The sequence below is a fragment of the Kutzneria viridogrisea DSM 43870 genome, from assembly GCF_000525635.1.
Taxonomy (GTDB): Bacteria; Actinomycetota; Actinomycetes; order Mycobacteriales; family Pseudonocardiaceae; genus Kutzneria; species Kutzneria viridogrisea.
The window spans coordinates 3,999,066-4,012,899 of the sequence record NZ_CP007155.1 but is presented as its reverse complement, the minus strand read 5'-3'; the positions used below and the strand labels follow the sequence as shown (position 1 = coordinate 4,012,899).

The 13,834-nt window shown below is 69.2% G+C and carries 12 protein-coding genes; 8 read left to right on the top strand and 4 right to left on the bottom strand.

Features of this window, described 5'->3' with window-relative positions:
* Positions 1-23: 23 nt before the first annotated feature.
* Positions 24-449, bottom strand: a complete 426-nt coding sequence (locus KALB_RS17940; protein WP_025357098.1) for a subtilase-type protease inhibitor — start codon at positions 447-449, stop codon at positions 24-26.
* A gap of 552 nt (positions 450-1,001) precedes the next feature.
* Here KALB_RS17940 and KALB_RS47610 point away from each other — a divergent pair.
* The gene (locus KALB_RS47610; protein ID WP_158510761.1) at positions 1,002-1,454 is read left to right on the top strand and encodes an RNA polymerase sigma factor; all 453 of its coding nucleotides are present in this window, start codon (positions 1,002-1,004) and stop codon (positions 1,452-1,454) included.
* A gap of 315 nt (positions 1,455-1,769) precedes the next feature.
* Here KALB_RS47610 and lanKC read toward each other — a convergent pair whose 3' ends face one another.
* Positions 1,770-4,382 carry a class III lanthionine synthetase LanKC gene (lanKC, locus tag KALB_RS17930; RefSeq protein ID WP_025357096.1) on the bottom strand — a complete coding sequence of 871 codons (2,613 nt, stop codon included), beginning with the start codon at positions 4,380-4,382 and terminating at the stop codon, positions 1,770-1,772.
* Between the two features lie 636 nt (positions 4,383-5,018).
* Here lanKC and KALB_RS43990 point away from each other — a divergent pair.
* The 3 genes from KALB_RS43990 to KALB_RS17915 all read left to right on the top strand — a co-directional run bounded on the left by KALB_RS43990 (position 5,019) and on the right by KALB_RS17915 (position 8,142).
* Positions 5,019-5,855 (top strand): SDR family NAD(P)-dependent oxidoreductase, encoded by an 837-nt coding sequence (locus tag KALB_RS43990; RefSeq protein ID WP_051913306.1) that lies wholly within the window; start codon positions 5,019-5,021, stop codon positions 5,853-5,855.
* Positions 5,856-6,085: 230 nt separating this feature from the next.
* Entirely contained in the window at positions 6,086-7,144 is a 1,059-nt protein-coding gene (locus tag KALB_RS17920; RefSeq protein ID WP_025357094.1) for a helix-turn-helix domain-containing protein, read from the top strand.
* 107 nt (positions 7,145-7,251) lie between these two features.
* Positions 7,252-8,142, top strand: coding sequence for an NAD(P)-dependent oxidoreductase (locus KALB_RS17915; protein ID WP_025357093.1), 891 nt, complete (start codon positions 7,252-7,254; stop codon positions 8,140-8,142).
* 172 nt (positions 8,143-8,314) lie between these two features.
* On the opposite strand, the gene KALB_RS17910 is transcribed toward KALB_RS17915, so the two are convergent.
* Positions 8,315-9,358 carry a PQQ-dependent sugar dehydrogenase gene (locus tag KALB_RS17910; protein WP_025357092.1) on the bottom strand — a complete coding sequence of 348 codons (1,044 nt, stop codon included), beginning with the start codon at positions 9,356-9,358 and terminating at the stop codon, positions 8,315-8,317.
* 271 nt (positions 9,359-9,629) lie between these two features.
* Between KALB_RS17910 and pqqA the strand changes: the two genes are divergently transcribed.
* From pqqA to pqqE, 4 genes are all read left to right on the top strand, one after another.
* Complete coding sequence (gene pqqA, locus KALB_RS49235; protein WP_063750761.1) at positions 9,630-9,752, top strand: pyrroloquinoline quinone precursor peptide PqqA; 123 nt, start codon at positions 9,630-9,632, stop codon at positions 9,750-9,752.
* Positions 9,753-9,832: 80 nt separating this feature from the next.
* Positions 9,833-10,522, top strand: a complete 690-nt coding sequence (gene pqqC / locus KALB_RS17905) for a pyrroloquinoline-quinone synthase PqqC (protein WP_025357091.1) — start codon at positions 9,833-9,835, stop codon at positions 10,520-10,522.
* On the top strand, positions 10,519-10,797 hold the full coding sequence (gene pqqD, locus KALB_RS17900) for a pyrroloquinoline quinone biosynthesis peptide chaperone PqqD (protein ID WP_025354464.1): 279 nt from the start codon (positions 10,519-10,521) through the stop codon (positions 10,795-10,797). Before pqqC ends, pqqD begins: the two co-directional genes overlap by 4 nt.
* Positions 10,790-11,848: a pyrroloquinoline quinone biosynthesis protein PqqE gene (gene pqqE / locus KALB_RS17895; RefSeq protein WP_025357090.1), complete on the top strand. Its 1,059-nt coding sequence runs from the start codon at positions 10,790-10,792 to the stop codon at positions 11,846-11,848. The genes pqqD and pqqE overlap by 8 nt, the downstream gene beginning before the upstream one ends.
* A 67-nt stretch (positions 11,849-11,915) precedes the next feature.
* Here pqqE and KALB_RS17890 read toward each other — a convergent pair whose 3' ends face one another.
* Positions 11,916-13,790, bottom strand: a complete 1,875-nt coding sequence (locus tag KALB_RS17890; protein WP_025357089.1) for an ABC transporter ATP-binding protein — start codon at positions 13,788-13,790, stop codon at positions 11,916-11,918.
* Positions 13,791-13,834 lie beyond the last annotated feature (44 nt).

The following is a 13,834-nucleotide window of genomic DNA, read 5'->3' as shown; positions in this document are numbered from 1 at the left end:
GGGACTCTCCCGCCCACCTCCGCTCAGAACTCGAACACCGGTCCGGTGGCCAGCAGCAGCCTGCAACGGTTGGGGTAGACTTTGCTGTAGGCCACCGGACTTCCCTTCCAGTACCCGTCGGCCTGCACGGTGATCGGCAGGTACACCTCGAGCCCCGCGGCACAGGTACCGGTCCGCCCTGGCAGGTTGTCCAGGGCCCCCGCGGCGGCTTCCAGATCGCGGCACGCGAGCGCCCGGTTCGGGTGATCTCCTCCCACCGGCTCGCAGAAGAGATCTCGTCCCTCGCTCTTGGCGGTGCTTCCCGCGCCGACCGTCACGGTCAGCCGCAGGTCCACCCCGTGCACGTGGGCCATCCCTCCAGTCAGGCCGCGAGCGGTGCCCGCACCGGCCACCAGGGTGGCGAACGCCGCGTACACGGCGAGGAAGTGGATCACACCAGAACGCACCATGCCACTGCTCCGATTCCATCGTGACTCGCCGGTTCCTCCGGCACAGCCTGGGCGCCGCGGGAGCCGCGCTGCCCGGGCGCCACCGCGCGACTACGGAGAAGGATTAGCACAGCGGATCACCAGTAGCTATTGCCCCACAACAAGAGTCAACCGTTCGCCCGCACGAGGGCTGAGCCGACAAGAGCAACGGGCATGTGGTAGGGAGCGGCGGGAAGGCACAGCCCGCTACACCGATTCAGCGATGTTGGCTCAACCGCCGGCGCACGCAGCGCTACACACTGACCTGAGATCGATTCAGCACGGCCTCGCGCCGCGTGCGGTGCTGGCCCGCCAAGTTCCGAGCTGACAACGTCGGCTGCTGTGAACAGCAAGCTGATCCCGGCTTCCGAACTCGACGAGACGGGACACCCCCCGAGCAGTCGAAGGTCACCGAACGCAGGAGCACCAACGCCGTCCAGGCCCCTCAACGACCGGACAGCGGAGGGCCCGCACGCGGAGACCGCCCGGCGCAGCACGTACTGGCGGGAGTGTGTCCTCGCACGCCCCCTGCTGTTGCGCATCGCGCGTCGGCGGTGCCGCACGTCGGCCGATGCCGAGGACATCGTGCACGAGGCGTTCGTCCGCGGTGCCGAGTTCCGCGACCTCGATCTCGGGCGCTTGCGCCAGTTCCTGTCCAAGCTCGTCGTTCACCTGTGCGTGGACGAAGCGCGCAGGCAGTCGGTGGAGCGCAGGGTCACCCAGCACCGCGGACTGCTGCCCGGCGCCCTGGTGGATCCCGCCGAACTGGCGTGTGACCGGGCCGAGGCGAGGTGGCTGGCCTCCCGGATCGCCACCCTGCCCAACGGCGACCGGCAACTGGTCCTGATGCTCACCGAAGGTCTGTCCAATCGGGACATCGCGGCGCAGCTGCGCACCACCACGCAGTGCACGCACTCCTCCCTCTATCGGATCAGGCTGCGCGTGCTCGGGGTCCGCCGCGGGCAGATCCGCCGCAGGGCCCGCTGACCAGAGACCGGTGTGGGAGCGGTGCAGCGCGCGCTGCACCGCTCCCACATGATCGGCTCTCTCGTGCCCACCGAACCACCGTCGCGGTGGTCACCGTGACCCGGGCGGCGAGATCACCGTTGACCGCATCAGCTCACAGGGCCGTGAAGGTCAGACCTTGATGGTCAACCAGACCCAGATGTCCCCGTGGTCGTCACCGCAGGCGGGCGCTGACGTGGTGAGACCCTGCAGGCTAAGCACGTGGTCCATGAACTCTCTCTCCTCGTAGTGGTTCATAGTGGTTGGTGGAACATCCGCCGGCACCTGAGGCCGGGGTCAGTGAACCGCCTGTGGCGGTATGTGCGGCCAACCCGTCCTGGCCAGGAACGGCAGCACGGCGTCGGTTTGGCCCTCCGCCGCGGCGATCGCGCACAGCACTCCCGCGCCCCCTGTGGCCAGGTCCATGGACAGGCGCAGCATGCGGTCACCGGGAAATGCGAGCGATCCCAGGTAGTGCGTGCCGTGCAGGGCGATCAACAACAGCAGGTGGTGTTGCAGCGCTTCCTTCCCGGCGCGGTCGTGGCGGCGGGAGGGTGAGGCGGCCAGTGCCCCGATGAGGCCCGCGCGTCCGGAGAACAGCCCGGCCTCGGGGACGAACTCCACCCGGCAACTGCGCCACAGTGCGGGAAGTCGGCTGGCACAGGGCGAATCAGGTGCGTGCAGGAGGAACTGGTCGAGCACCAGCGCGATGCCCGCCGCTCCCGCCGCCAGCCCGGGGTTGCCGTACCCACGGCCACGCGGGCCGGTGTCCAGGTCCAGCAGCAAGGCCTGCCCGGCCCGCTCCAGCCACACCGAGTCGGTGGTGTGTTCGTACAGCCTCAGGAAGAACAGCGCGGGACCGGTCCACCCGTACAGCAGACCGCGACGGCGCCTGCGGGAGATCGACACCGCCTCCAGGGCCGCGGTCAACCGGTCGGCGAGGATCAGGACCCTGGCCAGGTGGGCCGGGCGCGACTGGGTTTTGCCCGAGTGCAGCAGGGCAAGGCCCACGCCCGCCAGCCCCGCGAACAGGCTGTGGTCACCGACCTGCTCGGTCAGCGGGACCGCCTGGTCGGCGAGTTCGAGGGCCTGCTCGTGGTAGCCGAGTTCGTCGAGCACGTGGGCGATCCCGTGCGCACCGTCGTAGAAGCCGGTCCTGCGGGGTGGCTCCCTGACCACGGCCTCGAGCAACCACTGCTCGTAGTCCGGGTGACGCCCGCCGCCGCTGGCGAACAGCGCGTGGATCACGCCGGCCGCGCCGTAGGCGAAGCAGGTCCCTCCCGCCGCGAACTGCTCCACGTCACCGGGGAAGAGCCGGTCACGCCGCTGCGGGGTCGCGCTGAGGGTGATCGCCTCGACCACCGAGTCGCGAACGGCCTGCCAGTAGCGATCGGACCACTCGTGGCCGACCTCGGCCACGGCCGCGCCGCGCCCGGTGCGCTTGGTCGCCGTCCTGCCACGAGCGCCGCGCTGGGCCGCCTGCTTGACCTGGGGTCGTTCGCCGCCGCGCAGGACCGCCAGGACACGATCGGCGTACCCGGCGGGCAGCGGGAACCGTCGTGCCACGAAACTGAGGTGTGCTCGTGTCTTCTCCGGTGCGAGCTGGAGCAGGGAGACCATGGGCAGGAACACGCACAGCCTGAGCACGGCCAGGGCGTAGTGGTCGATGTCGAACCCGGTCCGGTCGGCCGGAGCGACAAAACCCGGTGCGCCCCCGATCGTCCGCAGCCACGGCTTGTGCACCGGGAAGGACAGCTCGAAGTCCACCAGGGACACACAGCCACCGTCGTCGACGATGACGTTGCCGGGGTGCAGGTCCCCGTACACGATCCCGCGTTCGTGCACCGCGTCGAGCAGCGCCTCCACCTTGTCGAGCAGGTCCAGCGCCCGCTCGGTGTACTGGCTGACCTCCCGCCGCCCCGCGCCGGGTTTCGCACACGGGTACTCCTCGGCCAGCCACCTCGCCAGCGTCCGCCCCGGCACGTACCCCATGACGAGAAAGTGGTGCTCCCACATCGTCACGAAGTCGAACACCTCTGGCACACCTGCGACTCCGGCCAGCTTCCGCATGACGCACCGCTCGTGGTACAGCCTGCCGACCGAGTCCTGCCCGTCCCCGTCCAGACCCGCGTACGGGCGCGCTTCCTTGAGCACCACCGTGTCCTGCGAGGTCTGCGCCCGGGCGAGGTACACGCCGCCGGAGTTGGAGAAGTGCAACGCGCGCAGCACCTGGTACGGCGGCTGATCGGCGGACTGTAGCCCGCGGCGCACGAGCTGTGCTCGCAACACGGACGGAAGCCGCACCCAGTCGGGCAAGGTGAACACCGGATCGCGCTCGTCGGGCTCCAGCACGCCGTCCGGCCTGCGCAGTGCGGGAATCACGGTTCCCTGATCGGCGATCGTGCACTGGCCGGTGAACTGCCCGTAACGCACGTACAGCGGCCCCTGCTCGTACCGGAGGTCGGTGAGTACGTGCGGCCCGTGCTCACCGACCAGTGCCAGTGACAGATCGGTGAGCACACGTTCGAGTTCCCGTTCTCCCACCGGGTAGATCGTGATGAACTTGCCGCTTCCCGTTCTGGGGGCGTACTTCGAGTTGCACGCGACGAGCAGCTTCTCGTTGGACAGGAACTTGAAGGTGATCCCCCGGTCGGTGCAGTACTCCCAGACCGCCCCCAGCACGCGCCACGCGTTGTCGGGCACCGCGGAGACGTGCACCTTCCAGCCCTGTTCGGGCAGCACGGCGGCCCTGGGCGACATCGAGGTCCAGGTTCCCTGGTTGACGCGGTCCCACCCGGACGGCACCGGCGGCAGGGAGGAATCGAACGCGGGCTCACCACTGTCCCAACGGGACGGTGTCTCGTAGAAGAGCGGGTCCGCAAGGCAGAAGACCTCGTAGCGGACATCCATGTGGAAACCTCTCCCCAAGGTAGGCGTGGCCAGTTGAGATCGACCGGTACTCGCCGGGCGCGACTGCGCACATCGCGTCTTCAACAACCTCGTCGCTCGGTTGCGATTCCCGGACTCTTCCAGAGGAACACTCACACCCACGCCTTCCAGTCGAGTGAATCACCACACTCCGCCGTCCGGTCGACACCCCACTGTCGCAGCGCACTGGACACCCCCTCCGCGCATTGCCAAAACCACACCTGGAACATGTACAAGTTTCATGTAAGTGTCTGCGCAACGATTTTCTGCTACACCGAATGACTACCGAAGAACCACCCAACCGGGCGTTGTCACCGGTCTCACATGACGCGACGATGGACGACGCTCTCAGACCGATGGGCCAGTCAGCGCATTACCTGACACCGTATGGCCTCTTGTGAGGACCGACAGGGGGATTTGTGGACAACCTGCCCACCGACCGTGAGGTCAGGGACGGCAGCAACATGGCGCGACACTGTCGCACCTCGACAGCAAATGATTCTCGGATGGAGACATGTCCAACAGGTGGTGCAATCAGCTCGCAGACCTCGTGGGCACAAACAAGCCGGTGTTACGAGGGGACCTGTGACAGTGCGGAAGAGGTGGTCGGCAGCTTTGGTGACCGGTGCCACCGATGGCATCGGAAGGGCAGTGGCGCACCGTCTGGCCGGCATGGTCGACACGCTGCTCGTGCACGGGCGTGGCGCAAGATCGGTAATGGATCTCGCCGCCGCACTGGCCCCGGCTCACCCCGGCACGACGATCATCCCGCTGAAAGCCGACCTGTGCAGCATGGCCGAGATCCATTACATGATCAACAGGGTCTGCACGGCCGTGGATCAGCTCGACATCGTTGTCAACAACGCGGGAACTGCGGGTATCTACCCCAGGACCGTCACCAGGGATGGCAATGAAGCGACACTGCAGGTCAACTACCTCGCACCGGTGATGATCACCGCGGGCCTGTTCGACCTGCTCTGCCTCGCCGAGCACGGCAGGGTGGTCAACGTGACCTGCGATTCCTACCGGAACGCGAAGTTGCGCTGGCACGACCTTTCCCTCGAGCAGCGATACCACCCCATGACCGCGTATGCCCAGTCCAAGCTCGCAGTCGTTCTGCACACCCAGGGGCTGGCGGACCGACTGTCCGCCAGTTCATGCGACGCGGTCTGCGTCAATCCCGGTAACGCCGATACGAAACTGCATCGCCGGGCTTTCGGTTGGCACGCGGAATCAGTCACCGGGGCGGTGGACAACGTCCTCTACGCCATCACGGCCCCGCTCGACGGCACTGGTTTCTACTTCAACCGGAAGGAACTCACGACGCCGGCCGTCGAACTTTTCCGCCCGCACGTACAGCGACACCTCGATCGGGTAACGGCCGGCCTGCTGAGCACGCGCCTTCCTTGGCTGGAACGCGTGCACGTGCATCTGCCGCGGTCGACCGCCAGTTGAAAAACGGCTCCGGCGCGTTCAACGGCCGGAGGCGAGAACCGATCCGACGTTCGGTTCCCGCCCCGCGTGGCTCCCTGCCAGCCACGCCGCGTGGGGAGATGCGGCTACCCCACCATGGCGCCGCAGTGGTGAAAATGGAACACTGGAAGTTGGCGCACCCACGCCACTAGCACATTTCGGCCTCGCTGTGGCGCGGTGCATTGTCACCTCAGTGTCCGAGGATCACTCCCATGCTCGAAATCGTTGGGCTCGACGCCACCGCCGAAGCCGTCTACGGGGTACTCGTCGACCGCTCGCCCTGCACGGTTGACGTACTCGTGCGCTGTTCCGGATCCGATCCAGGTACTGTCAGCCGAGCGCTGCGCGCGTTGGAGGAGCGCGGCTTGGTAGTGCACAGCGCGGACGACCCCGCGCTGCTGACCGTGCCCCCACCCGACATGGCGCTGGAAGTCCTGCTGCTGGAACAACAAGAGCGCATCAAACGGGCGCGGCTGTTCTCCGACCGGCTCGCGGAGCGGTACCGTCGCGCCGCGTCCAGCCGCAGCCCCGCCGAACTGGTCGAGGTGGTCTCGGGCCGCAAGGACGTGGCCCGCCGCATCGAACAGATCCTGCGCAGCACCACCGAGGAGGTCAGGTTCATCGACAAGCGGCCCTACGTGGTCGCGCCCGAAGACCTCGCCGGGGTCGAGGCCGAGATGCTGCGCCGTGGGGTGCCCTACCGGGGTCTGTACGATCCGGAAGGGCTGTCCACGCGCGACATACAGGGCAGGCTGGAGCCCACGATCACGCAGAGCGAGCAGGCGCGCGTGCTGCCCGCGGCGCCGATCAAGCTCATACTCGCCGACGACCGGTTGGCGGTGCTCCCCCTGCGGTCCTCGGCCACAGCGGTGGAGAGCGTCATGATCGTGCACGCCCCAGCGCTACTCGAAGCACTGAGCGTGCTGTTCGAGGCCCTGTGGCGCAGCGCTTTGCCGCTGCCCGCACCGGGCGCACCGGCATCGACCACGCCCGCGGACGCGCCGACCACCGAGGACCGCAGACTCATCGCCCTGTTGACCGCCGGGCTGCCCGACCGGATCATCGCCCGGCAGCTGGGGCTGTCCTACCGGACCTTCCAGCGGCGCATCGGTTCCCTGCTGGACCGGCTCGGGGTCAGGACGCGCTTCCAGGCCGGGTTGCAGGCCGCCTTCCGGGGCCTGGTACCCGCTCCGGAGCCGCAGTCCTCCCTGGAACCCACCGGCCAGCCGCCCCGGCCGGACAGCGGCCCGCCGCATGGCCACCTGCGGTGATCGGCCACGCCAGTGCAGACTGGGCACGGGGAGGCGCCGCAGGATGCCGACGCAGGCGTGTGGTTGACCGTGACCGCCGCGTGCGACGACCACGAGGACCCGCAACCATGTCAACAACGCTCGCCCTTGCCACCGGAGCTCGGACCCGAGACCTGGTCGGTGCCCGCATCGGCCGTTCGGCCGCGCTGCTCAACCCCACGCCGGCACAGCAGCCGGTCGCCGTCATCGGCAGAGGACGGCTGGCCAGTGGCATCGCGGAACGGCTGCTGGACCACGACTTCGAGGTCCGGGTGTGGAACCGGTCCCCGACACGTGCCCGCAGGTTGGCGGTGCTGGGCGCGCGCGTGACCTCGACCCCGGCCGAGGCCGCTTCCGGCGCGGGCGCGCTGTTGTTGTGCGCCTCGGGCTCGGAGGACCTGCGCGCGGCCCTGCACGGCCCCGGAGGCGTGCTCGCCGAGGACACCGTGCACGGCGTGCTGGTGTGCATGAGCGCGGTGTCCCCGCAGGAGGTCAAGGCGCTGGCCTTGATGACCGACGCCGTGGTGGACGTGGGCGTGCTCGGCACGGCGAACCAGGCACGCGCAGGCAGGTTGCAGCTCTACACCGGTGGCCGGTGGAAGGAGGTCCGCGAGATCGCCCGCATACTCGACCCGTTGGCCCACAGGGTCAAGCACGTCGGTCCACTCGGCGCGGGCACGTTGGTGAAGCTGCTCAGCTCGGTGTGGCACGAGGTCGGCGTCCAGCTCATCGCGGAGTTGTCCGCGCTGGGCGGGGCGGCCGGGTTGTCACAGTCCGTGGTCGCCGAGGCTCTGCGCGAGACTGACGTGGGTGAACCCGTACTCGCCTCCGAGGCGGTGTGGCAGGACCACAAGCGGGTGCGGACAGCCTCAGCGGTGTCCCCACTTGCGGCCGCTGTCGCCGAGGCGGACCGGTCCGACCTCCCGCTGCCGCTGGTGCGACGAGCCTCCCAGACGGCGGCTCCGTCCGCCGGGTCCTGAACTCCGCGAGCAGCCCGTGATCCCCCCTCCACCGCGACGAGCGCAGGCGCGGTCGACCGGTCGTGCGCCCCGGTCGACTGGCACGCCGCGGTGGAGCGGGCGCTCGGGCGAACCGCTGCGGGTCGGCACTGCCAGTACGCGAGAGCCGACCCGCAGCGGGATGGGCACCAGATCAGCCGGTCGAGCTCATCACGAGATCGCCCTGCGGTCCTGGCACGCCCCGCTGGTCCCGGTTGGACGTGCTGAACCACAACCTGTCATCCGGTCCCGCCACCACGGCGCGCAACCGGCCGAAGTAGTTCTGGTAGATCGAGCCTGGCTCGCCGAGCTCGCCGTCCTCCAGCACCGGGATCCGCCACATCCGTTGGCCCTTCAGCGCGGCGACGTAGAGGTTGCCGTGGTAGTAGGCGGCCCCGCTCGGCGACGCCTCCTCGGTGTTCCACTGGATCAGCGGGTCGACGAAACTGCTGTTGGGCACCGCGCACCGGCCCTCGCACACCGGCCACCCGTAGTTCCTGCCCGGTTCGATCCTGTTCACCTCGTCCCAGTGCTCGTCGCCGAGCTCGGTCGCGTACATGTGACCGCGGTCGTCCCAGGCGAGCCCCTCGACGTCGCGGTGGCCGTAGGAGTACACCAGCGGCGCCGTGGGGAACGGGTTGTCCGGCGCACCACGGCCGTCCCCGGTGATGCGCAGGATCTTGCCCGCCAACGAGATGAGGTCCTGCGCGCGGGGTCCGGCCATCGCGTCCCCCGTCGCCACGTAGAGGTAGCCGTCCGGCCCGAAGGCGATGCGGCCGCCGTTGTGCGCCTCACCCCTCGGGATCCCGGCCAGCACCGCGACCGGGGCGCTGTCCCCGGTCAGCCGGACCACCCGGTTGTCCACAGTGGTCGAGTAGTACACGAACACGGATTTGTCCGACTCGTAGTGCGGGGACACCGCGAGGCCGAGCAGTCCACCGGTGCTCCCGGTGCCGACCGCGTCCTGGATCCGGCGCAGGACCGAGGCGCCGCTCCCGGACAGCCGCAGCACGCGGAAGGTGCTGCGTTCGGTGATCAGTGCCGTCGCGTCGGGCAGGAAGTCGATCTCCCACGGGACGCTCAGGTTGCTCGCCTCGGTGCGGACCGCCGCTGCCTGACTGGGAAGCGCGCCCGCCGACACGGTGCAGAACCCGAGCACAGCAGCACACACGAAGGCGACACTTCGCCCAAGCCTCATCTGCTCTCCTGACGTCGAGAAGTGGTTGCTGGAACCGGCCGGCCCAGACCCAGCTGGGTGGCTCCCGCATCGAATCACCGCGACGCTCGGTCACGTACCGCCTGCCAGGGGGCCAGCGGTCTACTCCGGTTGGCAGAACCTCCTTGGCTCCCAAGGAACTGCGCTCGACCGGAGCAGTCGGTGCGAGCCCGCTACCGCCCGTGTCAGGATGCGGCGCGCGCAGGTCAACACCTGACGCGAGGGACCAATCAGAAAAGTGAGGATTCCTGCTATGACGAAGTCGTTGTCCCATGGCGAGATCGACACCGAACCGTCACCGGCCGACTGGGTGAAGCCGGACTTCAGCGAGTACGAGACGCCGATGGAGGTCACGGCGTACTCCGGCCGCGCCTGAGCCAGTCCGGTCCCATCGCCGCGCGACTACCCGAACGGGGAGTCGCGCGGCGCCCCCTTTCCCCACCCAGGAGTTGTCGCATGTGCAGCAACGAACCGTTGCCCGTCGAGGAGTTCGTCGCGAACCTGCAAGCCGTCGGCCCGCGCTATTGGCATGATCATCCGTTTCATCAGCGGCTGCACCAGGGCCTGCTGAGCAAACACGAACTCCAGTCCTGGGCCGCCAACCGCTGGTACTACCAACGCAGCCTGCCCCAGAAAGACGCCGCGATCCTGGCCAACTGCCCACTCCCCCACATCCGCCGACACTGGCTGGACCGCATCACCTACCACGACGGCGACCGCCCCGACACCGGCGGCACCGAGAACTGGCTCCGCATGGCCGAAGCCCTCGGCCTGGACCGCACCGAAGTCCTCGACGAACGCCACGTCCTACCCGGAGTCCGCTTCGCCGTGGACGCCTACCTCACCTTCGCCCGCACCAAACCCTGGCTGGAATCGGTCGCCTCCGGCCTGACCGAGATGTTCTCCCCCGGCCTGATGCGCCGCCGCCTGGCCGACATGCGCGAACAGTACCCCTGGATCGCCGAGGACGGCTTCGCCTACTTCACCTCCCGCCTCACCGTCATCGCCGACGAGGGCACCACCACCCTCGACCTCGTCGTCGAACACGCCACCACCCGCGCCCAACAACACGCCGCCATCGCCGCCCTGACCTTCAAATGCGACGTCCTGCGCGCGATCCTGGACACCGTGGACTACTACTCATGACCACCCCCCACGCCACCCCCCAGGCCATCCCCCGACTGCGCCGCGGCGTCCGCTGCGCCTACGACCGCACCCGCGACACCGACGTCGTCCTGTTCCCCGAGGGCGTGCTGCTGCTCAACCCCACCGCCTCCGCGGTCCTGGACGCCTGCGACGGGGCCACCAGCATCGCGGCCATCACCCACACCCTGGCCACCGAGTTCCACGGCGTCCAGGCCACCGACATCCTCGACCTGCTGACCCGGCTGGCCGCCCGCAGGGTGGTGGACCTTGACTGAACCACCCCTGGGCCTGCTGGCCGAACTGACCCACCGCTGCCCCCTGCACTGCCCCTACTGCGCCAACCCCCTGGACCTGGTCCGCCGCGAGAACGAACTGGACACCCCCACCTGGCGGCACATCCTCGACCAGGCCCGCGACCTCGGCGTCCTGCAAGTCCACCTGTCCGGCGGGGAACCCCTGGCCCGCCCCGACCTACCCGAGATCCTCGGCCACGCCCACCACCTGGGCTGCTACACCAACCTGGTCACCAGCGGCCTGGGCCTGACCCCGCACCGGCTGGCCGACCTGATCGACCGCGGCCTGGACCACGTGCAGCTGTCCATCCAGGACGCCGACCCCGCCACCGCCACCCGCATCGCCGGCACCAAAGCCGTCGAGCACAAACGCCGCGCCGCCGACCTGATCACCACCGCCGGACTCCCCTTAACCATCAACGTCGTGCTGCACCGCGCCAACCTCGACCACCTCCCCGCCATCATCGACCTGGCCGAACAACTGGGCGCCGACCGCCTGGAACTGGCCAACACCCAGTACTACGGCTGGGCCCTACGCAACCGCGCCGCCCTGCTACCCACCCCCGCGCAACTGGCCGCGGCCGCACCCGTCGTGGCCGCCGCCCAGGCCCGCAGCCGGATGGACATCGTCTACGTCCTGGCCGACTACCACCAGGCCACCCCCAAACCCTGCATGCACGGCTGGGCCGCCCGCCAACTGACCGTCACCCCCAACGGCGACGTCCTACCCTGCCCCGCCGCCACCGCACTCACCGACCTCCCCATCGAGAACGCCACCCACACCCCACTAGCCCAGATCTGGTACCAGTCCCGCTCCTTCACCGCCTACCGCGGCACCGACTGGATGCGCGACCCCTGCCGCAGCTGCCCCCGCAACACCATCGACCACGGCGGCTGCCGCTGCCAAGCCTTCCAACTCACCGGCGACGCCACCAACACCGACCCCGTCTGCACCCTGTCCCCCCACCACCACCTGATACAAACCATCCTCACCGAAGAGGTGCACGGCGGTGCCTTCGTGCCACGGCGCTGAACGTGGCTCAGCGGTGCGGCCCTCCCCTGTGACCGGGGAGGAGGGCCGCACCGCCGCCCGGGGCCTGTCAGCCCACGCTGTTGTCGACCACGTCCAGCTCGAACTGGTTCACTGCCAGCCTGCGATAGAGCGGACTGGTCACCGCCAACTGCTCGTGCGTGCCGCTGGCGCAGACCCGGCCACCGTCGAGCACGACGATCCGGTGGGCACTGCGCACAGTGGACATCCGGTGCGCGATGACCAGCAGCGCGCAGTGCCGCGCGATGCGCTGCAACACCTCCGTGAGCGCCCGCTCGGTGACCGAGTCGAGCTGCGAGGTCGGCTCGTCCATCAGCAGCACCGCCGGATCCGGCAGCAGCGCCCGCGCGATCGCGACGCGCTGCCGCTCACCGCCGGACAGCAGCACCCCGTGCTCACCGACCTGGGTGTCCAGCCCGGCGGGCAGCCTGCGCACCAGGTCCGTCAGACCCGTCAGCTCCACGATCCGCCGGACGGACTGCTCGTCGGCCTCCGGTGCGGCGTAGGTGATGTTGTCCCGGAGGCTGCCGTGCAGCACTGGCGCGTTCTGCTCGACAAGGCCGATCTGCCCGCGGCAGTCCGAGGTGCTCAACTGCCTCCCGTCGACCCCGTTGACGAGGATCTGGCCCCGGTCCTGGGCGTAGAAGCGCTCGATCAGGGCGAAGACCGTCGACTTGCCCGCCCCCGAGGCGCCGACGAGTGCCACGTATCCCCTGGCGGGCACCGAGAACGAGAGCCCGCGCAGCACGTCCTCGTCCTTGTCGGGATACCTGAACCAGACCTCCCGCAGGTCCAGTGCGGGCGCGTCCGGCCGCACCGGGTCGCGCGGGCCGGGGTCCGCCGCCCCCGCCGGCTCGGCGGGCAGCGCGGTGACCTCGTTGATCCGCTGTAGTGCGGCCACGCCCTTCTGGAGCATCGCGCCCACCTGGAACAGCCCCACCATCGGTGCCGCGATGTAGGTGACGTAGAGCAGGAACGCCACCAGGTCCCCCAGGGAGATCGCACCGCCAGCCACGCGCGCGCCCCCGACGATCAGCACGAGGATCAACGATCCGTGCGCGGCGAACCCGATGGCCGGACCGATGATCGAGTCCAGCCGGGCGACCCGCAGGTTCGCGCGGTAGGTGGCGTGGGCCCGCTCACCGATGCGCTCCTGCTCACGCTCCTCCGCCCGCGCCGCGCGCACGGTCCTGATGGCGGTCAACGCGCGGTCGAGGTCGGCCGACATACCGCCGAGGTTGTCCTGCGCGTGGGCCGTGGCCCGACGCACACCGGACATCATGAACAGCAGGAGCGGTCCGGTCAGCAGCACCGTGCACAGCACGAGCAGGAACAGCGGGGGGTCGATCGCGATCATCATGACGGCGCCGCCGATGACGACCACGCCGCCGCTGAGCACGTCGACGATGTCGTAGGCGATGACGTCGCGCAGCAGCGTGGTGTCGGCGGTCGTGCGGGAGAGCAGGTCGCCGGTGCGGCCGCGGTCCAGGGTCCTGACCGGCAGTCGCAGCAGCCTCGCGACCATCCGCAGCCGCAGGCCGAGCACGATGCCCTCGCCGCACTGCCGCAAGGTGTAGTGCGAGAAGGCGTCGACCACGGCCTGGGCGATGAACACGGCCACCAGCAGCACGGCGGCCGAGGTGATGTCGGCCCCGACCCCCGCCGTCTCGATCGCGCGCATGGCCAGCAACGGCTCCACGAGCGCGAGCCCCGCGGCGAGGACGGCCAGCAGCAGGGCCGTCGTGATCCGGGACCGGTGCCCCCGGGTGGCCGCCAGCAGGTCCCGCACCCGGGCTCTGGGCGCGGCCCCCAGCTGGGCCGCGTCGTCCGCGGAATCGCTCTCCGAGTCCCCGCCGGAGGGATCGCTCTCCTCGTCTTCGATCCTGTGCCGATCCGACAGCGACGCGAGATGAACAGAGGTCATGCTGGAACCATTCCTTTTTGAGAACTGTTCAGTAGGGAGTTGAC